Origin of the sequence: Variovorax sp. PMC12, assembly GCF_003019815.1 — a bacterium.
Taxonomy (GTDB): Bacteria; Pseudomonadota; Gammaproteobacteria; order Burkholderiales; family Burkholderiaceae_C; genus Variovorax.
In genome coordinates this window covers 4,974,663-4,994,734 of the sequence record NZ_CP027773.1, presented here as the reverse complement: position 1 = coordinate 4,994,734, position 20,072 = coordinate 4,974,663, and the positions used below count along the sequence as shown (strand labels likewise).

The 20,072-nt window shown below is 68.6% G+C and carries 19 protein-coding genes and 1 tRNA gene; 12 read left to right on the top strand and 8 right to left on the bottom strand.

The window, feature by feature from the left end; all coding sequences use genetic code 11:
* Positions 1-45: 45 nt before the first annotated feature.
* Together pcaH and pcaG are read left to right on the top strand one after the other, a co-directional pair.
* Positions 46-771 (top strand): protocatechuate 3,4-dioxygenase subunit beta, encoded by a 726-nt coding sequence (gene pcaH, locus C4F17_RS23285; RefSeq protein WP_081268829.1) that lies wholly within the window; start codon positions 46-48, stop codon positions 769-771.
* A 17-nt stretch (positions 772-788) separates the two neighbouring features.
* Positions 789-1,397, top strand: coding sequence for a protocatechuate 3,4-dioxygenase subunit alpha (gene pcaG / locus C4F17_RS23280; RefSeq protein WP_081268862.1), 609 nt, complete (start codon positions 789-791; stop codon positions 1,395-1,397).
* Between the two features lie 69 nt (positions 1,398-1,466).
* Here pcaG and C4F17_RS23275 read toward each other — a convergent pair whose 3' ends face one another.
* Positions 1,467-2,159: a c-type cytochrome gene (locus C4F17_RS23275; RefSeq protein WP_081268830.1), complete on the bottom strand. Its 693-nt coding sequence runs from the start codon at positions 2,157-2,159 to the stop codon at positions 1,467-1,469.
* 160 nt (positions 2,160-2,319) lie between these two features.
* Between C4F17_RS23275 and C4F17_RS23270 the strand changes: the two genes are divergently transcribed.
* The 7 genes from C4F17_RS23270 to C4F17_RS23240 all read left to right on the top strand — a co-directional run bounded on the left by C4F17_RS23270 (position 2,320) and on the right by C4F17_RS23240 (position 11,483).
* On the top strand, positions 2,320-3,174 hold the full coding sequence (locus C4F17_RS23270; protein WP_106936822.1) for an AAA family ATPase: 855 nt from the start codon (positions 2,320-2,322) through the stop codon (positions 3,172-3,174).
* 4 nt (positions 3,175-3,178) lie between these two features.
* A complete protein-coding gene (locus tag C4F17_RS23265; RefSeq protein WP_081268832.1) occupies positions 3,179-3,424 on the top strand; it encodes a hypothetical protein in 246 nt (81 codons plus the stop codon).
* 26 nt (positions 3,425-3,450) lie between these two features.
* Positions 3,451-4,038 (top strand): GNAT family N-acetyltransferase, encoded by a 588-nt coding sequence (locus C4F17_RS23260; RefSeq protein WP_106937675.1) that lies wholly within the window; start codon positions 3,451-3,453, stop codon positions 4,036-4,038.
* Positions 4,039-4,063: 25 nt separating this feature from the next.
* Positions 4,064-5,251, top strand: a complete 1,188-nt coding sequence (locus C4F17_RS23255) for a vWA domain-containing protein (protein WP_081268833.1) — start codon at positions 4,064-4,066, stop codon at positions 5,249-5,251.
* 67 nt (positions 5,252-5,318) lie between these two features.
* The gene (locus tag C4F17_RS23250) at positions 5,319-7,256 is read left to right on the top strand and encodes an autotransporter assembly complex protein TamA (RefSeq protein WP_106936821.1); all 1,938 of its coding nucleotides are present in this window, start codon (positions 5,319-5,321) and stop codon (positions 7,254-7,256) included.
* A 10-nt stretch (positions 7,257-7,266) separates the two neighbouring features.
* Complete coding sequence (locus C4F17_RS23245; RefSeq protein WP_106936820.1) at positions 7,267-11,358, top strand: translocation/assembly module TamB domain-containing protein; 4,092 nt, start codon at positions 7,267-7,269, stop codon at positions 11,356-11,358.
* Between the two features lie 50 nt (positions 11,359-11,408).
* Positions 11,409-11,483 (top strand) — tRNA-Arg (locus C4F17_RS23240).
* Between the two features lie 154 nt (positions 11,484-11,637).
* Here the strand turns inward: C4F17_RS23240 and C4F17_RS23235 are convergent.
* Positions 11,638-12,051 (bottom strand): hypothetical protein, encoded by a 414-nt coding sequence (locus C4F17_RS23235; protein ID WP_159053689.1) that lies wholly within the window; start codon positions 12,049-12,051, stop codon positions 11,638-11,640.
* Positions 12,052-12,507: 456 nt separating this feature from the next.
* Between C4F17_RS23235 and C4F17_RS32860 the strand changes: the two genes are divergently transcribed.
* The 3 genes from C4F17_RS32860 to C4F17_RS23225 all read left to right on the top strand — a co-directional run bounded on the left by C4F17_RS32860 (position 12,508) and on the right by C4F17_RS23225 (position 15,311).
* Entirely contained in the window at positions 12,508-12,756 is a 249-nt protein-coding gene (locus C4F17_RS32860; protein WP_081268838.1) for a hypothetical protein, read from the top strand.
* 82 nt (positions 12,757-12,838) lie between these two features.
* Positions 12,839-13,510 (top strand): site-2 protease family protein, encoded by a 672-nt coding sequence (locus tag C4F17_RS23230; protein WP_106936818.1) that lies wholly within the window; start codon positions 12,839-12,841, stop codon positions 13,508-13,510.
* 121 nt (positions 13,511-13,631) lie between these two features.
* Entirely contained in the window at positions 13,632-15,311 is a 1,680-nt protein-coding gene (locus tag C4F17_RS23225) for a methyl-accepting chemotaxis protein (protein WP_106936817.1), read from the top strand.
* Positions 15,312-15,320: 9 nt separating this feature from the next.
* Here C4F17_RS23225 and C4F17_RS23220 read toward each other — a convergent pair whose 3' ends face one another.
* From C4F17_RS23220 to C4F17_RS23195, 6 genes are all read right to left on the bottom strand, one after another.
* A complete protein-coding gene (locus C4F17_RS23220; RefSeq protein WP_106936816.1) occupies positions 15,321-15,638 on the bottom strand; it encodes a hypothetical protein in 318 nt (105 codons plus the stop codon).
* A gap of 32 nt (positions 15,639-15,670) precedes the next feature.
* Positions 15,671-15,934, bottom strand: coding sequence for a hypothetical protein (locus C4F17_RS23215; protein ID WP_106936815.1), 264 nt, complete (start codon positions 15,932-15,934; stop codon positions 15,671-15,673).
* 145 nt (positions 15,935-16,079) lie between these two features.
* Positions 16,080-16,805 carry an EthD domain-containing protein gene (locus C4F17_RS23210; RefSeq protein ID WP_106936814.1) on the bottom strand — a complete coding sequence of 242 codons (726 nt, stop codon included), beginning with the start codon at positions 16,803-16,805 and terminating at the stop codon, positions 16,080-16,082.
* Positions 16,802-17,986 carry an NADH:flavin oxidoreductase/NADH oxidase gene (locus C4F17_RS23205; RefSeq protein WP_106936813.1) on the bottom strand — a complete coding sequence of 395 codons (1,185 nt, stop codon included), beginning with the start codon at positions 17,984-17,986 and terminating at the stop codon, positions 16,802-16,804. Before C4F17_RS23205 ends, C4F17_RS23210 begins: the two co-directional genes overlap by 4 nt.
* Before the next feature lie 12 nt (positions 17,987-17,998).
* On the bottom strand, positions 17,999-18,925 hold the full coding sequence (locus C4F17_RS23200) for a DMT family transporter (RefSeq protein WP_234382324.1): 927 nt from the start codon (positions 18,923-18,925) through the stop codon (positions 17,999-18,001).
* Between the two features lie 141 nt (positions 18,926-19,066).
* Positions 19,067-20,041 (bottom strand): MBL fold metallo-hydrolase, encoded by a 975-nt coding sequence (locus tag C4F17_RS23195; protein WP_106936812.1) that lies wholly within the window; start codon positions 20,039-20,041, stop codon positions 19,067-19,069.
* Positions 20,042-20,072: the final 31 nt, after the last annotated feature.

Here is a 20,072-nt window from a genome sequence, read left to right as displayed (position 1 = left end):
AGAATCTGCGCTTCCGGATTCGTCCCACGACAGGAGACAACGTTCATGTTGACCAAGACCAAGGGCAGCTCGCCCATCCTCACCCCGCGCGACTGGGAAGCCCATCCCAGCTACGTGTACCCCGGCTACAAGTCCACCATGAAGCGCGGCCCGCAGAAGCCGCTGATTCCGCTGAAGGCCTCGCTCGGCGAGCTGCAGCAGCCGGTGTACGGCCACGACAGCATCGGCGAGTTCGACCACGACCTCACGCGCAACGCGCGCAAGAACGGCGAGCCGCTGGGCGAACGCATGATCCTCACGGGCCGCGTGCTCGACGACCGCCGCCGCCCGGTGGCCAACACGCTGGTCGAACTCTGGCAGGCCAACGCCTCGGGCCGCTACGTGCACAAGGTCGACCAGCACGACGCCCCGCTCGACCCCAACTTCCTGGGCGCGGGCCGTTGCCTGACCGACAGCGAAGGCCGCTACCGCTTCCTCACCATCAAGCCCGGCGCCTACCCCTGGGGCAACCATCCGAACGCCTGGCGTCCGCAGCACATCCACCTGTCGCTGTTCGGCCAGAGCTTCGCGAGCCGCCTGGTCACGCAGATGTACTTCCCCGGCGACCCGCTGCTGCAGTACGACCCCATGGTCACCGGCACGCCCGAGCGCTACCGCAACCGCCTGATCGCCGACTTCAGCCTCGACATCACCGAAGAAGGCTACGCACTGGGCTACCAGTTCGACATCGTGCTGCGCGGCGCGGACGAAACGCCTTTCGAAAATCGATGAGCCAGGAGACGCAAACCATGTTGATGACCGCACAGGAAGCCGACTTCGGCCAGACCCCCTCGCAGACCGTGGGCCCCTACTTCGCCTACGGCCTCACCGCCACGCAGTACGGCTACGACTTCGACCAGCCCTTCGACGCCGTGCTCGCGCTCGACAACGCCAGCGGCCAGCGCATCCGCCTCGAAGGCCGCGTGATCGACGGCGACGGCAACCCGATCAACGACGCGCTGGTCGAGATCAGCCAGCCCGACGGCGAAGGCCGCTATCCGCAGACGCCCGAAGAAGCACGCGCCATCGGCTTTCGCGCCTTCGGCCGCGTCGGCACCGGCACCACCGAGGGCAACCGCTTCGTGTTCCACACCGTGAAGCCCGGCGCCGAGTCGCCCGGCGAGGCACCGCACATCAACGTGATCGTGCTGATGCGCGGGCTGCTGCTGCATGCGTTCACGCGCGTGTACTTCAGCGATGAAGCCGAGGCCAACGCAAAGGACGCCGTGCTGCAGAGCGTGCCGGCCGAGCGCCGCCAGACGCTGATCGCGGAGCGCGTGGAGCAAGGCGGCGCGGTGACCTACCGCTTCGACATCCGCATGCAGGGCGCGGACGAGACGGCCTTCTTCGACATCTGATCTCAGGGAAATCCCGGACAAGAAAATGCCCGCTCGCAGCGGGCATTTCTGTTTTTGCAGCGGGGCTGCTTATTCGGCGCCGTGGTGGATGCGCGACTCGGGCACCGTCTTCAGTTCGCCGGGCAGCGAGCTGATGTAGCTGGCCAGCGTCTTGAGCTCGGCCGTGGTGAACTTCTTCTCTTCGACCTGCTGGCCCATCACCGCGTTGGAGCGGCCGAGGTGCGGGTTGTTCTTCACGCGGTAAGACTTGAGCGCGACGAACAGGTAGTCGGCATGCTGGCCGGCCAGCTTGGGCACGGTGCCGTCGTTGGGCGTGTTGAAGTTGGCGCCGTGGCACTTGGTGCAGCTGTTGTCGGCGTTGCGGGTGATGAGCGCCTCGACGTTGGCCGGCGTGGCCTTGGCCAGCGTGGCGGGCGGTGCGCCGCCGTCCTTCAGGCCGAGCTGGCTGTAGTAGGCAGCGAGGTCGGCGATGTCCTGCTCGGTGAGCGTGTCGGCAATGGCACGCATGGTGGGGTGCTTGCGGTCGCCGCCCTTGTACGCGGTGAGCGCTGCCGTGATGTAGGTGGCGCTCTGGCCGGCGATCATCGGCACCTTGTGGATCTCCGGGAAGCTGGCCTGGTAGCCGATGATGCCGTGGCAGCCCACGCACATGGCCACCTTCTTTGCTCCGTCCTGGGCCTTGCCAGTGACTTGTTGGGCTTCAGCCGAGACCGTCACGCAAGCGACAGCAAGGGCAAACATCGTGGTCAACAACTTGTTCATTTTGCGCGCACAATCTCGTGGAGAGTACAGTTTTTCGGATCAACATTCGATTATATGCAGGGGTCCCCTGGAACCCTGTGCAGGCCAACCCTGAGGCCGCACGACGCAGATCGAGTGTGTTCTTTTCTCCACCCCAGCCTCAGTCCCACTCATCTCACTCATGAAATTCCAGGGCTCAGACAATTACGTCGCCACGCAAGACCTGATGCTCGCGGTCAACGCGGCCATCACCCTCAAGCGCCCGCTGCTCGTCAAGGGCGAACCCGGCACCGGCAAGACCATGCTGGCCGAGGAAGTGGCCCAGTCGCTCGGCCTGCCGCTGCTGCAGTGGCACATCAAGTCGACCACCAAGGCGCAGCAGGGCCTGTATGAATACGACGCCGTGAGCCGCCTGCGCGACTCGCAGCTCAAGGACCTGGACGGCGGCGAGCGCGTCAGCGACATCAACAACTACATCATCAAGGGCGTGCTCTGGCAGGCCTTCACGGCCGACCAGCCGGTGGCGCTGCTCATCGACGAGATCGACAAGGCCGACATCGAATTCCCGAACGACCTGCTGCGCGAAATCGACCGCATGGAGTTCTACTGCTACGAGACGCGCGAGCTCATCCGCGCCAAGCACCGGCCCGTGGTGTTCATCACCTCGAACAACGAGAAGGAGCTGCCCGACGCCTTCCTGCGCCGCTGCTTCTTCCACTACATCAAGTTCCCCGACGCGGAGACGATGAAGCACATCGTCGCGGTGCACTTCCCCGGCCTCAAGCAGGAGCTGCTCACCGCCGCGATGAAGACCTTCTACGACGTGCGCAACCTGCCCGGCCTGAAGAAGAAGCCCTCCACCTCCGAGCTGCTCGACTGGCTCAAGCTGCTGGTGGCCGAGGACATTCCGCTCGAAGCACTGCAGAGCAAGGACGACAACGTCGCCGTGCCGCCGCTGGTGGGCGCGCTGCTCAAGAACGAACAGGACGTGACGCTCTTCGAGAAGCTCGTCTTCATGCAACGCAACAACCGCTGAACCCATGAGCGGCCAGAAACACTCCACCAGGCAGCTCATGAAGCTGGGCATCGCCCAGGCGGTGCTCTTCATGGTGGGCGCGATGCTCGGTCGCGGGCTCGGGCTGCTGCTCGGCCTCGACGCCTTCGGCAGCGGCGAATACAACAAGCGCGAGCTCTTCGGCATTGCGCTGATCGGCCTGGGCGGCGGTGCCGGTGCACAGGCCGCGCGCGTCTGGTACGTGCACAAGTACGGCGATCCGCGCGGCTGAAGACTCACGAAGAGAAAGTGCTGAAGATGGCGTTCGTCGAACCTGTCGCGCTGAAGGCACGCGGCCTCGCGCTGGTGCCGCTCTCGCTCGAACACGAAGAAGGCCTGCGCGCCGCGGCCGCCGACGGCGAGCTGTGGAAGCTGCGCGTCACCTCCGTGCCCGAGCCGCAGGACACCCGCGCCTACATCGAGACCGCGCTCAAGACCGCCGACCGCTTCGCCTTCGCGGTGACCGACGAGGCCACCGGCACCGTGCTCGGCAGCACCAGCTTCCACGACATCCTGCCAGCGGTGAAGCGCGTGGAGATCGGCTACACGTGGTACGCCGCGCGCTGCCAGCGCACCCACGTCAACACCACCTGCAAGCTGCTGATGCTCACGCATGCCTTCGATGCGCTGGGCTGCAACGTGGTGGGCTGGCGCACCGACAACTTCAACTTCGCGTCGCAGCGCGCCATCGAACGCCTGGGCGCCAAGAGAGACGGCGTGATCCGCGGCCACGCGATGCGCCGCGACGGCACCATCCGCGACACCGTCATGTACAGCCTGCGCGCGGGCGAATGGCCCGAGGTGAAGGCACAGCTGCTGTACCTGCTCGACAAGCCGCGCGGCTGACAGACAGACACACAAGGAGCGCCCCATGCTCATCGACTTCTTCTACACCCTGCGCTCGGCCAAGCTGCCGGTGTCGGTCAAGGAATACCTCACGCTGCTGGAGGCCCTGCAGGCCGACGTGGTGGGCCCGAACTCCGACGGCGCCTACGGCATCGACGATTTCTACTACCTCTCGCGCACCGCGCTGGTGAAGGACGAGAAGCACTACGACAAGTTCGACCGCGCCTTCGCCGCCTACTTCAAGGGCGTGGAGATGCTGACCGACTTCACCAAGGAAGTGCCGCTCGACTGGCTCAAGAAGACGCTGGAGCGCGAGTTCACGGCTGAAGAAAAAGCCAAGATCGAGAAGATGGGCTGGGACGAGCTCATGGAAACGCTCAAGAAGCGCTTCGAGGAGCAGAAGGAACGCCACGAGGGCGGCAGCAAGTGGATCGGCACCGGCGGCACCTCGCCCTTCGGCAACGGCGGCTACAACCCGCAGGGCATCCGCATCGGCGGCGCTGGCAAGAACAAGAGCGCGGTGAAGGTGTGGGACCAGCGCGCCTACAAGGACTACGACGACACGCAGGAGCTGGGCACGCGCAACATCAAGGTCGCGCTGCGCCGGCTGCGCAAGTTCGCGCGCGAGGGGCACGACGAAGAGCTGGACCTCGACGACACCATCCACTCCACCGCGGCCAACGCCGGCTTCCTCGACATCAAGATGCGGCCCGAGCGCCACAACAACGTCAAGGTGCTGCTGCTGATGGACGTGGGCGGCACCATGGACGAGCACATCCAGCGCGTGGAAGAGCTGTTCTCGGCCGTGAAGACCGAGTTCAAGCACCTGGAGTTCTTCTACTTCCACAACTGCGTGTACGACTTCATGTGGAAGAACAACAAGCGCCGCTTCTCCGAGAAGTTCGCGACCTGGGACATCCTGCGCAAGTACAACAAGGACTACAAGCTCATCTTCGTCGGCGACGCGACCATGAGCCCCTACGAGATCCTGCAGCCCGGCGGCAGCGTCGAATACAACAACGAGGAAGCCGGCGCCGAATGGATCCAGCGCCTCACGCACACCTTCCCCAAGTTCGCATGGATCAACCCCGAGCCGCAGGGCGTATGGCAGTACCGCCAGAGCATCGCGGTGATGCAGCAGCTCATGTCCAACCGCATGTATCCGCTGACCTTGCGCGGCCTCGAAGAAGCCATGCGCATGCTGTCGAAGTAAGTAGGACGAAGCCGGCGATCTGGCGGGGCCTTCAGGAACCGGCCGGGCTTGCTGTCAGAATCCGCCCATGGTCAGGGTGGTTCCAGTTTCCTCGCCGGCGTGGTGGCCGGCTTTGCTTTTTTCCGGCGTCCTGCTTCTGCAAGGCTGCAGCCTGCTGCCGAAGAAGGAGCCGTCCGAAGGCAAGCCCGTGGCCGGCCTCGTGCGCGGTGACAGCACCGCAAGTACCACCAAAGACGACAGGAACGCAGACGGCAAGAAGGACAAGGCGGACAAGCGCGACGCCTTCACCGTCGACGTGCGCGGCCCCGAGGCCGTGCGCGACTATCTCGCGCTGCACCTCGAAATCCAGCGCTACCGCGAGCTGGACGACCTGGGCGCCACCGAAATCTCCCGCCTCATGGTGGCCGCAGAGGCCAATGCCCGCGAGCTGCTGGGCACCCTCGGCTACTTCACGCCCACGCTGACGCTCGAACTCAACGAAACGCCCCAGGGCGCCAAGGCCCCGCGCGAGATCGTCATCAGCGTCTCGCCCGGCGAGATCACCAAGGTGAGCAACGTGCAGATCAGCTACGGCGGCCCGATTGCCGATGACGCCGCGGCCGAGGCCCAGCGCGACTCGATCCGCACCGGCTGGGCCCTGCGCGCCGGCCAGCCCTTCACCCAGGAGGCCTGGGACGCGGCCAAGACCACCGCGCTGCGCAGCCTCACGGCCAAGCGCTTTCCCACCGGCAACATCGAGATCAGCCGCGCCGAGATCGATGCCGACCGCCAGGAGGCGCGCCTGAGCGTCACCTACCAGTCAGGTCCGGCCTACAAGTTCGGTCCGCTGGTGCTGCGCGGCATCCAGCGCTACGACCCCGACGGCGCGCGCCGCATCGCCCGCCTGCCCAGCGGCCAGGACTACGACCAGCAGAAGCTGCTCGACGCCCAGCAGCGGCTGGCCAGCAGCGGCTACTACGACTCGGTGTTCCTCACGCTCGACACCGAGAGCGGCAACCCGCTGGCCGCGCCCGTCATTGCGCAGCTGCGCGAGGCGCCGTTGCAGAAGGTGGTGCTGGGCGTCGGGTTCACCACCGACAACGGCCCGCGCCTGTCGGTCGACCACATCCACAACCAGGTGCCGCTGCTAGGCTGGCGCGCGGTGTCGCGGCTGTCGGTCGACCGCGACATCAAGTCGCTGAGCACCGAGCTCAACGCCATTCCCGACGACCACGGCTGGCGCTGGTTCTCCGGTGCCGAGCTGAAAAGCGAGCAGTCGGGCAGCTACGTGGTCGACAGCGGACGCCTGCGCGGCGGGCGCAACAAGTCGAGCGACCACATCGACCGCAGCTACTTCCTGCAGTACGACTACGCGCAGAACCGCGGCACCAACGCGCCTCCGTCGGCCTCCGCCGTCACCGCCAACTGGGGCTGGACCGGGCGCTACTTCGACAACAACTCCGCGCCCACGCGCGGCTTCGGCCTTGCGCTGGAAGTGGCCGCGGGCTACACGCTCACGGGCGAGCAGACGCCCTTCACCCGCACCTACGCGCGCTGGCTCGGCGTGTTGCCGCTGGGCTCGAGCGACGACAAGGAAACCAACGCGCGCCGCAGCCGCCTGCAACTGCGGCTCGAAGGCGGCGCGGTGGCGGCCAAGGACAGCGCGCAGATCCCCTCCACGCTGATGTTCCTGACCGGCGGCGACACCACCGTGCGCGGCTACAGCTACAAGCAGATCGGCACCGTGCGCGCCGACGGCACCACCGTGGCCGGCCGCTACCTGGGCGTGGCGAGCGTCGAGTGGCAGCGCCCCTTCGTCTACAACAACAAGCTCACCGACTGGGAGAGCGTGATGTTCGTCGACGCCGGCGCCGTGGCCGACAAGCCCGCCGAGCTCAAGCCCAAGGTGGGCGTGGGCGTGGGCGCGCGCTGGCGCAGCCCGGTGGGGCCGGTGCAGGCCGACCTTGCCTACGGCGTGGACAGCAAGAAGTTCCGCCTGCACCTGCGCCTCGGCTTCACCTTCTGATTGCCCGTCGATGCAGACCGAAGCCAACCACACCGATCCCGCCGGCGCACCGACGCATACGCCCCCCGCCGCACGGCGCTCGCGCACGCGCCGCGCGCTGCGCGCATTCGCCTGGACCGTGCTCGGCCTGTTCGTGGCCGTGCTGCTGCTGGGTGCGGGCGCGTGGTGGTGGCTGGGCTCCAACAAGTCGCTGGCCTTCGCGCTCGCCCAGGCGGCGCAGCGCCTGCCCGCCGGGCAGACGCTGGAAAGCCGCGACGTCACCGGCTCGCTGCGCACCGGCGGCCACATCGGCTGGCTCAAGTACCAGAGCGAGAGCATCGCCGTCGAGGTGAACGACGCCACCATCGGCTGGCAGCTCGCGCCGCTGTTCCAGCGCAAGGTACAGCTGGGCGAGGTGCACGCGAAGCAGGTGCTGATCGAAAAGCGCGGCCCGCCGAGCGACAAGCCCGCGGAGCCGCTGCAGCAGCTGGCGCTGCCGGTCGATGTCGACGTGCCCTTTCGCATCGACGAAGTGCGCTGGGCCGGCCCGCCCGCGCTGCAGGCGCTCAACCTGTCGGGCAGCTACAGCTACAAGGCCGCCGAGCATGCGCTCGAAGTGAAGGGCGTGGACATTGCCGACGGCCACTACAGCGCGCGCGTCAAGCTGCAGGGCCCCGCGCCGATGGCGATCGACGCCTCGCTCAAAGGCCGCGTGAAGGCCCCGCTGGCCGAGGACCGCGACATCGACGTGCTGGCCGAAGCCACCGTCAAGGGCACGCTCGCAGGCACCGAAGCCCGCCTGCAGGTGGCCGCCGAGCTCAAGCCCGCCGAGGAAAACGCCGACGCCCCGATGGAAGCCAGGCTGCAGGCGCAGATCGCCCCTTGGCTGCCGCAGCCGGTGATCGACGCCAAGGCCGACCTGCGCAACGTGGACGCCTCCAGCCTGTGGCCCGGCGCGCCGCAGACCCGGCTCACCGGCACCGTCGAACTCACGCCCGACACCGACACCGGCCCGGCCGCATGGAAGGCATCGGCCGACATCCGCAACAGCGTGGCCGGCCCGTGGGACGAAGAAAAGCTCCCGGTCGAACAGGTGCAGGCCCACGTCGGCTTCGACGGCACCAGCTGGACCATTCCCGAAGCCACCGTGCGCGCGGGCGGCGGCCGCATCGACGCGGCCGGCAAGTGGAGCCCCGCGCCCGCCCCCTGGCAGGCCCAGGCCACCGTGCGCGGCGTGCGGCCCGGCGCGCTGTACAGCGAGCTTTCCGGCGCGCCGGTGAGCGGCACGATCAAGGCCGAGCAGAAGGAAAGCACCATCAGCTTCGACGCCGCGCTGCGCGCCGAAGGCGGCGCCGGCAGCAAGGCGCTGCCCGGCTTCGCGCTCGACCGCGCGCTGGCCCAGGGCCAGTGGAAAGACCAGGTGCTCGACCTGCGCACCCTGCGCATCGAAGCCCAGCGCGCCAGCCTCGACGGCAAGCTGCAGGTGCGCGTGGCCGACCAGGCCGGCAGCGGCAAGCTCAACCTCGTGCTGCCGGGCGGCAGCGCGCAGGTCGAAGGCCGCATCGCGCCCACCACCGGCGGCGGCGACATCAAGGCCAGCATCGACGATGCCGACGCCGTGCAGCGCTGGGTGCAGGGCCTGCCGGGGCTGTCGAACGTGTTCGCGAACGCCAGCGCCAAGGGCTCCGCCAGGCTCGATGCAAGCTGGCAGGGCGGCTGGCAGACCATCCAGCGCCGCCTGCAGAACGCGAACGCGCCGGCGCAGCGCGGCATCGCCGAGCCCACGCTCAAGGCCATGCTGGGCGTGCCCCGGCTCGACCTTCTCCTGCCGGCCTCGGCGCCCGGCGCCGCCGCCACCGCCGTGCAGCTGAACGGCCTGCGCGCCGAACTCGCGGGCAGCCTTGCGCAAGCCAGCCTCACGCTGCAGGGCGAAGCCACCACCGGCACCCAGAAATTCACCATCGACACCCGCGCCAGCGGCGGCCTCGCGGGCACCGACCAGTGGCGCGCCGCGCTCGCCAGCCTGCGCCTGCAGGCCCAGGACAGCGCCCGCCCCGGCGCCCCCTGGGTGCTGGAGCTGAGCCGCGAGGTGACGGCCACCATCCGCAGCACCAGCGGCAACGCCGCGCGCCTGGATGTCGAAGCCTCCGCCGCCGCGGCCACCCTGCGCGGCCCCGTTCCCGGCACCGTGCGCATCGACTGGCAGCCGCTGCGCTTCAGCCAGAGCGGCGCGGCGCCCAACCGCGTGTTCCGCGTGCAGTCCAAGGGCCAGCTGCAGGGCCTGCCCATGGCCTGGGCCGGCGCGCTCGGCGCCAACACCACGCTGGGCGAATACGGCATCAGCGGCGACCTGATGTTCGACGGCGACTGGGACATCGACGCCGGCGACACGCTGCGTGTCAAGGCCCGCATCGCGCGCCAGAGCGGCGACATCCGCGTGCAGGCCGGCGAGGCCGCGCTGGTCACGCGCATCGTGAGCACCGGCACGGGCACCGCCAGCGAACGCACCATGAACTCCGCCACCGCCCCCAACGGCGTCGAGGCCCCCAGCACCCCGGCCGGCCTGCGCCAGGCCGAGCTGCGGCTGGATGCCCAGGGCGACGCCGTGCGCGCCACCCTGGCGTGGGACAGCGAACGCGCCGGCAAGATCAACGCCGACATCGACACCCGCGTGCAGCAGCGCGCCGGCGGCTGGCAGTGGGCGCCCGACGCGCCGCTGGGCGGCACCATCAAGGCCAGCCTGCCCAACCTGGGCGTGTGGTCGATGCTCGCGCCGCCGGGCTGGCGCATTGCCGGCACGCTCGACGCCGCCGCCACCCTGTCGGGCAACCGCGCCGTGCCGCGCTGGAACGGCACGCTGGGCGCCGACAAGCTCGCGCTGCGCGCGCCCGTCGAAGGGCTGGACCTGCGCGACGGCCGGCTGCGCGCCTCGCTGAATGGCGAGCGCGTGGAAATCACCGAATTCACGCTCAAGGGCGGCGCCGGCAGCTCCGCGCGCATTGCCGGCCAGAGCGGCAACCGCAGCACCGCGGCCAGCGAGGCCCGCTCCGACGGCGGCACGCTGTCGGCCACCGGCGACCTCAGCTGGGGCCCGGCCAGCGGCACCGCATCGGGCGTGCGCATGGCCATGCAGGGCCAGTTGCGCGCGTTGCGCGTGCTGGTGCGCACCGACCGGCAGGTCACGCTCTCGGGCGACCTGCAGGCCAAGCTGGACAACGGCCAGTTCACCGTGCGCGGCAAGCTCAGGACCGACCGCGCCGTCATCATCCTGCCCGACGAAACCGCGCCCAGCCTGGGCAGCGACGTCGTCGTGCGCTCCGCCGCCAAGGACCGCGAGGCCGCCGAGGCGGCGAAACGCGAATCCGAGCGCGCCGACGCCCAGGCCGCGAAGCCGCAGACCGCCAAGCCGCCGGACATCGTCGTCAACTTCGACCTGGGCGACGACTTCGCGGTGCAGGGCCGCGGCATCACCACCCGCCTGGAAGGCGACCTGGAAATCCGCAGCACCCGGCTGAACGCCCCGCCGCGCATCACCGGCGAGGTGAAGACCGTGAAGGGCCAGTACCGCGCCTACGGCCAGCAGCTCGACGTGGAGACCGGCGTGGCCCGCTTCAACGGCCCCTTCGACAACCCCGCGCTGGACATCCTGGCCATTCGCCCGAACCTGTCGCAGCGTGCGGGCGTGCAGATCACCGGCACCGCGCAATCGCCGCGCGTGAAGCTGTATTCCGAGCCCGCCCTGTCGGACGCCGAAACCCTGTCATGGGTGATTCTGGGCCGCGCATCGGCCACCAGCGGCGGCGAATCGGCGCTGCTGCAGCAGGCCGCGCTGTCGCTGCTCGGCAAGATCGGCGGCAGCGGCTCCGGCGGCAGCCTGGCCAGCCGCTTCGGGCTGGACGAACTGGGCTTCAAGGGCCCGGGCAGCGGCGGCGACCTGCGCGAATCGGCGGTGACGCTGGGCAAGCGGCTTTCGAAAGACTTCTACATCACCTACGAGCGCAGCATCGGCGGGACCTTCGGCACGCTGTTCATCTTCTACGACCTGACCACCAGGCTCACGCTGCGGGGGCAGGCGGGGCAGACGAGCGGGCTGGATCTGATCTATACGGTGAAGTACGACTGACTGGCTGGGAATGGCGCTGCAAGCTGGTAAAGTGCGGGCCGCTGCCCTCCGTCTTCGTAGTTCAATGGATAGAACGGGGTCCTCCTAAGACTCAGATACAGGTTCGATTCCTGTCGAAGGCACCAAAGACCCGAATCACGGCGTCTCACCCAACCCAGAAACCCGCACCCCTCAAGGCGTTGCGGGTTTTTCTTTGCCCGCCGTCTCTCAGGAGACACGTTTGCTCGGCAGATGAAGGGCAAGCGGCTCGCACTCACGAATCGACGAGCCCGCCCGAGCTCAGTCAAGCACATTCACCCCATGGTCGCGCAAGCGCTGCGCAAGCGACTCCCAGCGCTCGGCTTCCCAATCGGCAAGGCATTGAGCGAGCTGTGCTTGCGAATGCACCTCTGCTGTGATCGTGATTTTCCGGGAGCGCAGCCATCCAGCCTTTTCGGTCCGCACGAAGTGCACCTGATCGTAGGGCGCTGCATCCATCGGCACATGACTCACGTACAACTCAGCCTTGGCGCTCGGAGCCTGGAAGACGATGGCTGGCAACGGCCCCTCCTGGGTTTCATGCCACGCCCCCATGACACTTCGCCAGTCAACCGATCTGACAAGCGCAATGGCTGCTTCAGCGTTGTCGACGCGGCCGATGTCAGCGGTATCAGTCGAAGGAAGGCCGAATTGGATGGTTGTGTAATGGAGCATGGATTCGGATTCGTAAGCGCCCAGCACGGTACTTTGCTGCCGGGCGAGATATCAGATCTGGCTTTGATCGTAAGGCCAGCCGATTCCAGACTTCCTCGCTCAGAACGGCCCGCCGAACCGGGTGGCGATCAACAAAGGTCAGCCCTTTGTGACGCGACATCGCCGAGTGTCACTTTCCCATCCGATCCGAGAACTACTGGGCACTTCCCGTTGCCTATGCGCCCCCATTCGTCTCTACAGTAAACGCCCTCGTCCCCCAACACCCCACCAAGTGGGCAAGGAGCGCATCCCCCTCAAGCACCCGAACGAATGAACCGCACCGCCTCGCAGCGGGTCATCGGCGCGCCGCCGCATCGATGCAAATGCGAGGTCTCAAAAGGCGACGGCCGGGATGCGTCAACACCCCGGCCGTCTGACCAAGTGAAGTGCCCAACTCTCAAAAAGGAAGCACCCCAAATGGCTACCCCAAATATAGCCCGCCCCTCCACGCCCCTGGCTCACGCAGAGGCCCCGCCAGACGCAGCAACGCTCCTGGAGGAAAAGAGCACGCAGCTCTATTCGCTGCTCTGCTACTGCCACGGCAACGGCCCGCCGCAGCAGGAAGACGCAGGACCGGAACATCGCGGCAACGTGTTCTGGCTCGCCTCCGAATTGGCGAGAGAAGTGATGAACCTGATCCAGGTCTGCATCCCGCGCGAGCGATAAGGGACAGGCAGCAGCGGCGATCCCAAAGCTAACATCGCCCGCACCGCAAGCACCCGCTTGTGTTCCCTGCCTTCGTTCCGCCATGTCCCTCACCCTGCAGTTCATCGCCGCCATCGCCCTGCTGGCCGCGCTTCACACCACCGTGATGGCCATGCTCGCCCGCTTGCTCGGCATCACGGTTCGCGAGGTGTCGCTGGGCTTCGGTCCGACTCTGCTGTCCATGGGCATCTTCCGCCTGCGCGCGCTGCCGTTCGGCGGCGCGGTCATGCTCAAGAACACGCTCACCGACACCAAGCCGCACGACGCCGCGCCCGATTGGGCCGACGACGCCTTCGACACCCAGCCGCGCGCGGTGCGCGTGCTGCTTCCGCTGTCGGGCATTGCAGCGCTCATCGCCGTGGCCTTCGTGTTGCGGCCCGACGCGGCATGGGGCAGCCTCGTCAACGGCTTTGCGCAGATCGCCACGGGCGCGCTCTCGCCGCTCTCCACCGCGCAGCATCTGCTCGGCGGCGCGACGAATGTGGGGTCGCTCGGCTTCGCATCGTTGCTCGGCATGCTCGCCGCGAAGTTCGCCGCGCTGAACCTGCTTCCGCTGCCGACGATGGGCGGCGGCCAGGCCTTGCTGGCGTTGCTCGACCCATGCCCGCACGATCAGCCGCGCTGGAAGGAGCTGCTGATGCAATGGTCCGCGTGGCTGGCGATCGCGCTGGGCGCGGCATGGATCGTGGCCATCGGCGTGTTCCTCGCACGCTGAAGCAAAGACGAAGAAAGCAAGGCCGCAAAGCCCTGCGGCCCCAACTGTTAATTCCCGGTAACACGGCACGGCTCCAATCGGGCGCGGGAACGTTCCCAGCCTTCTTCTTCATCGCAGCCCCGTGACTTCCGCCACCGACCCGCGCCCTCCCCGTCCCCTCAACATCCTCGGCCGCCGGCTGCTGGCCACTTTCAGCGTCGTGCTGCTGCTGACCCTTGCGGGCTCGGGCATCGGCATCTGGTCGCTGGCCAAGGTGACCGGCGCCACGCATGAAGCCATCCAGCAGAACGGCGTGTCCGAACGCCTGGTGGTCGACGCCTACCGGCTGCAGGCGATCAACGCCGAGCGCTACAAGGCGATGGCGCTGAGCTCCGAGCCCGAGGTCGGCGAGATCCTCGCGGCCGACATCCAGGCGACGGAAACGCAATACAACGCGCTGATGCAGCAGGTCGACCAGCGCCTGAAGTCCGAGCCCGACCGCGCATTGCTCGCGCAGATCGAAACCGCGGGCACCAGCTTCAAGGCGGCCGTGAAAGAGCTGATCGCGGCACGCGACTCGGGCCTGACCGAGCGCATCCGCAACGTCTATTCGCAGCGCTTCCAGCCGGGCTCGGCCGCGCTGCTGGCGGCGGTGTCCAGGCTCGCGCAGGCGCAGCGCGACGCCATGGATGCAGCCGACGCCCGCATCGACGGCCTGAGCGCGTCGGCGCGGCTGGCGCTGGTGGCGTTCTGCGCGGCGGCGTTGCTGGTGGGCGCGGTGCTGGCGCAGTGGCTGGTGCGCAGCATCAGCAGGCCGATCCGCGCGGCCGGCGAAACGGCCCAGCGCGTGGCCAGCCTCGACCTGCGGCAGGACATCGAGGGCCACGCACGCGACGAGGCCGGGCAGATGCTGCAGGCGCTGGGCGCGATGCAGGGCGCGCTGCGCGAACTGGTCGAGCGGGTGCGCGAATCGGTGCAGAACGTGCGCGTGGCGGCCGGCGACATGGCGCAGGGCAATTCGGAACTTTCGTCGCGCACGGAAGAAGCCGCGTCGAGCCTGCAGCAGACGGCTGCCGCGCTGGAGCTGGTGATGCGCAACGTGGCGCAGTCGAGCGAGGCCGCGGGCCGGGCCGAGCAGATGGCGGGCGCCGCGGCCACGGTAGCGGCGCAGGGCGGCGAGGTGGTGTCGCAGGTGGTCGGCACGATGCAGGACATTCACCGCGCCTCGCACAAGATGGCGGACATCATCGGCGTGATCGACGGCATCGCGTTCCAGACGAACATCCTCGCGCTCAACGCGGCGGTGGAAGCCGCGCGCGCCGGCGAATCGGGCCGGGGCTTCGCGGTGGTGGCGGCCGAGGTGCGGCAGCTGGCCACGCGCTCGGCGGCGGCGGCGCGCGAGATCAAGGGGCTGATCGAGAACTCGGTGCAGCGCATCGAGGCCGGCACGCAGCTGGCCGACAGCGCGGGGCAGACGATGGGCCGCATCATGGCGTCGATCCGGCAGGTGGCGGGCACGGTGAACGACATCACCGAGGCCACGCATGCGCAGACGCGCGACATCGGCCAGATCAACACCGCCGTCTCTCGGCTGGACCGCATGACGCAGCAGAACTCGGCGCTGGTGGAAGAGTCGGCCGCCGCGTCGCAAGGCCTGCGCGACCAGGCACGCAGCCTCGAGGCGCTGATCAGCCAGTTCGTGCTGCCGGGCGACGGCGAGGCCGCGCGGCAAGACGCGCAGTGGCTGCCGGCCCGGGGCAATACGCCGGCCCGCAAGGCGCGGCTCGCAGCAACGCCCAAGGACCGCCTGCTGCCGGCCTGAGCAGCCGCATCAGCGAATCAGGTCCATCGACGCGACCTGCGGCGTGACCTTGGCTTCTGTCGCGGTCAGCAGCTGCCCGTTCGATTCCTTCCAGCACATGAGATTGGTCAGGCCCGACCCCGCCGGGCCGGGCGCCTGGATCGACACCGCCTTCCATCCCTTGCATGCGCCGCCCACGGTGGTGGGCCGGTCGAGAAAAACGTATTCGGTGCCGGCGTCGATGCGCATCACGCCCACCACGCCGGGTGGAAACGGCTTGCGCGTCTGGGCGGATGCCGCGCACGCGGCGGCTGCCATGACGATGCCGATGAAGAAGATCCGCCCCATGCCTGCTGCTCCGGTGTTGTCGAGGCCGGATATTACTTTTGCGCTTCGGTCCGCTCACGCCACGGCTTGTGCGCCCCGTCGACCGACCGCACGCTGACGAACTGGCTGGCGCGCAGCTTCATGCGCTCCACGGCGGCGTCGAGCGAGGGCTGGGCCATGATCACGACCTCGCCATGCCGCAGGCCGTCCAGCGCGATCTCGGCCACGCCGGCGTAGCCGCCGCTCACGCCCTGCTTGAAGTGGAACGAACAGGACCAGCCGCCCTTCAGGTCGACGGAAATGGGATGTGAGGTCAAGGGCGCGCGCGCTCGAACACTGCCTGCCATCGTGCGAAGCGGGCATGTCCGTGGGTTGGAGTTTTTGTCGGCCCAGTGTCGCCATGGCACCGGCCGGGTCAATCCCATGAACGGGTTAACTGGCGCGCCGCCGTGCGCCGCGCGCTCAAGCCACCCGGTACTCTTCCACCACGAAGGCCGTGATCTCCGCCAGGAAGGTGAGCGCATGCGCCATCGTCACCCGACCCTGGGGCGATGCGAAGGCGGCGTTCAGCGTGTCGGTGTTCTCGAACCACAGCTCGACGATGCCGTCGATGGGCAGCTCCGGGTAGTCGCAGGGCGTGCCCTTCACGAACTCGCGCGCGGTCACCACGTTCTGGCGGTAGCCGCTCACGCCCGGCATGCGGCGCACATGCTCGGCATGAACCCGCCATTCGCGGCGGAAGTCTTCTTCGGATTGCGCAGCCGGCCGGCGCAGCAGCGAGATGCGCTTGAGCAGGCCATGGGGCTCGGGCGGCAGCGCGATCACTTCGGTCTGCGCGACGCTCACGATGTGCAGGCCGCCCAGAAAGCGCTCTTCGTCGGCGCGGATGGCAGCCGCCAGTTCGCCGTGGCCGAAGGCTTGCGACGCCTGCGCGGCCTCGTCGAAGCGCAGTTGCGAGAAGCCGTCGAAGTCCCACGGTCCGCGCGCGAAATCGATGCCGCGCTGCAGCCGGTCGACGACCAGGTTCTGCCGGTAGGCGCGCAGCGTGGGCAACTGCGCCACCAGCGGGCCGTGCCTGTCGCGCCAGTGGGTGCGGAAGGCTTCGTCGGTCCACGCGGGCTTCTTGCGGATCAGGCCCATGCGCAGGCTGGTGGTGGTGGTTGCAGCGGTGCTGGTCGGTTCGGTCATTGCGTGCCTGTCTTCTTGTCGCTGGATGCCGCCGCCGCTTCGGCCCGCGCGCGCGCCAGGCCCGGCGCGCGCTTGGCCAGCCACACGCCGTGGCGCACCGGCCAGCGTTCGTAGCCGGGGTCCGCGCCGAGCGCGGCGGCCGCGTGGTGCGGCCAATAGGGGTCGAACAACGCCTCGCGGCCCAGCGCGATCAGGTCGGCATCGCCGGCGGCGAGCACGGCCTCGGCCTGCTGCGCGTCGACGATCATGCCGACGGCTTGGGTGGGCACCTGCGCCTCGCGCCGGATGCGCGCCGAGAACGGCACCTGGAAACCGAGCCCGCGCGGCACCGGCAGCGCGCGCGTCTCTTCCGTGAGCCCGCCGGACGAACAGTCGATCACGTCGACGCCGCAGCGCTTGAGCTCGCGCGCGAGCACCACCGAGTCGTCCAGGCTCCAGCCGTCGAGCGTGCCGTCCACCGCCGACAGGCGGCAGAACAGCGGCTTGTGCGCAGGCCATGCGGCACGCACCCGCCGCGCGATTTCCAGCGCCAGCCACATGCGTTTGTCGCGGCTGCCGCCGAGCGCGTCGCCCCGGTGGTTGGCGTTGGGCGACAGAAAACTCGCCACGAGGTAGCCGTGCCCGAAGTGCAGCTCGACCACGTCGAAGCCCGCCTTGTCCGCGCGCACCGCCGCATCGACGAAGTGCTGCACGACCGAGGCGACGCCGTCCGCGTCCAGCGCGCGTGGCGCCGACCAGCCCGGACCCGCCGCGAGCGCGCTCGGGCCCAGGCGCTCCCAGGGTTCCTCGTCGGCGGCCATGCGCGCGTCATCCAGCGCCGCGCCCCCTTCCCACAGCGGCTGGCTGCCGGCCTTGCGCCCCGCGTGCGCCAGCTGCACGCCGATGGCACTGCCCTGCGCATGCACGAAGTCGACCACGGCCTTCAGCGGCGCGATCTGGCTGTCGTTCCACAGCCCGAGGTCGGCCGTGCCGATGCGCCCGCGCGGATCGACCGCGGTGCTTTCGGTAAGGATCAGCCCCGCACCGCCGAGCGCGAACTTGCCCAGGTGCACCATGTGCCACGGCGTGGCATGGCCACGGTCGGCGGCGTGCTGGCACATGGGCGAGATGACGACGCGGTTGGCCAGCGTGAGGCCGCGCAGTTGCAAAGGCTGGAACAGCAGGGGAAGAGAGTCGGACATGAATGGCAGGGATCAGGGCGCGACGGCCGTGGCGGCGGGCCGCGTACCCAGCCAGGTGCCGCTCATCACGGCGACGAAGCCGAGCAGGTGCCACCACGTGAGCGCTTCGCCCAGCAGCAGCGCCGCGAACGCGACGCCGAACACCGGCACCCAGTAAAGAAAGACGGCCGTGCGCGCCACGCCGATGACGGAGATCGCACGGTTCCAGATGAGGTTGCCCGCCGCGGTGGCGGCAATGCCGGAGAACAGCACCAGCGCCCACGGCCACGCGCCGGGAAACAGCTCGGCCGTGCCCAGCCGCGAACGCCCGAGCAGGGTGTGCAGCACCAGCATGGCGGTGCCGATCATGTAGATGACCCAGCTGATCGACAGCGGATCGATCTGCCGCGCGAGCCGCTGCACGCCCACGCCGCCGATCGCGAAGCTCACCACGCCCAGCGCCAGCATCAGGTCGCCGATGCCGGCACGCGACAGCCCCGCGCCCGGGTGGCTCAGCACCACGGCCGCCACCCCCGCGAAGCCCAGCGCCACGCCCAGCATGCGCCGGGGCGTGAGGCTTTCACGGAACACCAGCGCGGCCATCAGCGCCGAAACCAGCGGGCTCAGCGCCATGATGAGCGCGCCGTTGGTGGCGGTGGAGCGCAGCAGGCCCTGCGCGAACAGGATCTGGTTGGCATAGACCATGAGGAACGCGCACCCCGTCATGGCCGCGAGCTGCCGCGCGCCGAGCGCGGGCACGCCGCCCCGGCGCCACAGCACGATGGCCGACAGCGCCAGGCACGCCACCGCCATGCGCAGCGCGGCCAGCGGCAGCGACTCGAAGGACGTGGTGAGCGCCTTCACGGCGGACACGTTCACGCCCCACAGCACCATCGCCAGGAGCATCCAGCCCTGCACGGCGGCGGGTGTCGCGCCAGGTGGCGGTGTGGACTGTTTCATTTCAGATGTTCGAGGAGCAGTGCGCGCCCCGCGAAGCGTGGGCCTTTCGGGAGCGCCCGCGGAACCGGCTCTGCCGGGCCGCAGGGTGCGCCCCCGCGAGGGGGTGTCCGAGCCACACGAAGTGGGCGAGGCTGGGGGTGGTCAACCTTCCAGTTCGTTCCACATCTCGATGTCGCGCTCGGCGGTCCAGATGCGCGGGTGGACGTGACCGGTGGCTTCGTCATACGCGCGGGTCACGTCGAAGGGCATGCAGTGGTCGAAGATCACCCAGTGGCCGTAGGTCGGGCGCAGCGCGGCCACGGTTTCCTTGTAGATCGCGTTCAGCGTCTTGCCCTGGGCCACGCCGTTGTTGACCAGCGTGTACACGTCGGAGATGAAGGCGCGCGTGGAGGCGATGGCCTTGCGCACGTCGCTCGCGTTCTCCAGCGCGGCGCCGCGGCCGGGCACCAGCTTCTCGAAGCCGAAGCCCGCGAGGCGGTCGAGCGTGGTGGGCCAGTCGCGGAAGTAGCAGTCGCCGGCGTAGGCGGTGCTCTGGTATTCGACCAGGTCGCCGGCAAAGCAGATCTTCTGGTCTTCCAGGTAGGCGATGGTGTCGCCCTTGGTGTGGCCGCGGCCGACTTGCGCGATCTTCACTTCGAGCTTCTTGCCCAGCCACACGCTCATGGTGCCGTCGAAGGTCATGGTGGGCCAGGTCAGGCCCGCGGGCACGCTCTCGACATTGCGGAACAGGCGCGGAAAGCGGCCGATCTCGCTGGCCTTGTCCTGCTCGCCGCGCTCGACGATCAGGTCGTAGGTGTCGCGGCTGGCAATGATCTGCTCGGCGCCTTCCTTGAAGTAGGCCGACGCGCCCAGCACGCGCACCGCGTGGTAGTGGCTCAGCAGCACGTACTTGATGGGCAGCGGCGTCACTTCGCGGATGCGGCGGATCACGTCCTGCGCCATGGCCGGCGTGGCCTGGGTGTCGACCACCATCACGGCCTCGTCGCCGATGAAGATGCCGGTGTTGGGGTCGCCTTCGGCGGTGTAGGCGTAGGCGTTCTCCGAGAGGCGGGTGAACGAGACCTTCTTTTCTTCGAGGTCGGCCTGGCTGGCGAATTTCTTGGTGGTGGCGGTCATTGGAAGCGGTCCTTTGAAGTGAGCGGTGGCG

Coding starts and splice junctions, on each gene's coding strand:
- C4F17_RS23245 (WP_106936820.1), top strand. CDS start 7,267: ATGCAGACCGAAGCCAACCACACCGATCCCGCCGGCGCACCGACGCAT.
- C4F17_RS23220 (WP_106936816.1), bottom strand. CDS start 15,638: ATGGGGCGGATCTTCTTCATCGGCATCGTCATGGCAGCCGCCGCGTGC.
- C4F17_RS23230 (WP_106936818.1), top strand. CDS start 12,839: ATGTCCCTCACCCTGCAGTTCATCGCCGCCATCGCCCTGCTGGCCGCG.
- pcaH (WP_081268829.1), top strand. CDS start 46: ATGTTGACCAAGACCAAGGGCAGCTCGCCCATCCTCACCCCGCGCGAC.
- C4F17_RS23265 (WP_081268832.1), top strand. CDS start 3,179: ATGAGCGGCCAGAAACACTCCACCAGGCAGCTCATGAAGCTGGGCATC.
- C4F17_RS23250 (WP_106936821.1), top strand. CDS start 5,319: ATGGTCAGGGTGGTTCCAGTTTCCTCGCCGGCGTGGTGGCCGGCTTTG.
- C4F17_RS32860 (WP_081268838.1), top strand. CDS start 12,508: ATGGCTACCCCAAATATAGCCCGCCCCTCCACGCCCCTGGCTCACGCA.
- C4F17_RS23210 (WP_106936814.1), bottom strand. CDS start 16,805: ATGACCGAACCGACCAGCACCGCTGCAACCACCACCACCAGCCTGCGC.
- C4F17_RS23195 (WP_106936812.1), bottom strand. CDS start 20,041: ATGACCGCCACCACCAAGAAATTCGCCAGCCAGGCCGACCTCGAAGAA.
- C4F17_RS23270 (WP_106936822.1), top strand. CDS start 2,320: ATGAAATTCCAGGGCTCAGACAATTACGTCGCCACGCAAGACCTGATG.
- C4F17_RS23275 (WP_081268830.1), bottom strand. CDS start 2,159: ATGAACAAGTTGTTGACCACGATGTTTGCCCTTGCTGTCGCTTGCGTG.
- C4F17_RS23260 (WP_106937675.1), top strand. CDS start 3,451: ATGGCGTTCGTCGAACCTGTCGCGCTGAAGGCACGCGGCCTCGCGCTG.
- pcaG (WP_081268862.1), top strand. CDS start 789: ATGTTGATGACCGCACAGGAAGCCGACTTCGGCCAGACCCCCTCGCAG.
- C4F17_RS23255 (WP_081268833.1), top strand. CDS start 4,064: ATGCTCATCGACTTCTTCTACACCCTGCGCTCGGCCAAGCTGCCGGTG.
- C4F17_RS23205 (WP_106936813.1), bottom strand. CDS start 17,986: ATGTCCGACTCTCTTCCCCTGCTGTTCCAGCCTTTGCAACTGCGCGGC.
- C4F17_RS23200 (WP_234382324.1), bottom strand. CDS start 18,925: ATGAAACAGTCCACACCGCCACCTGGCGCGACACCCGCCGCCGTGCAG.
- C4F17_RS23235 (WP_159053689.1), bottom strand. CDS start 12,051: ATGCTCCATTACACAACCATCCAATTCGGCCTTCCTTCGACTGATACC.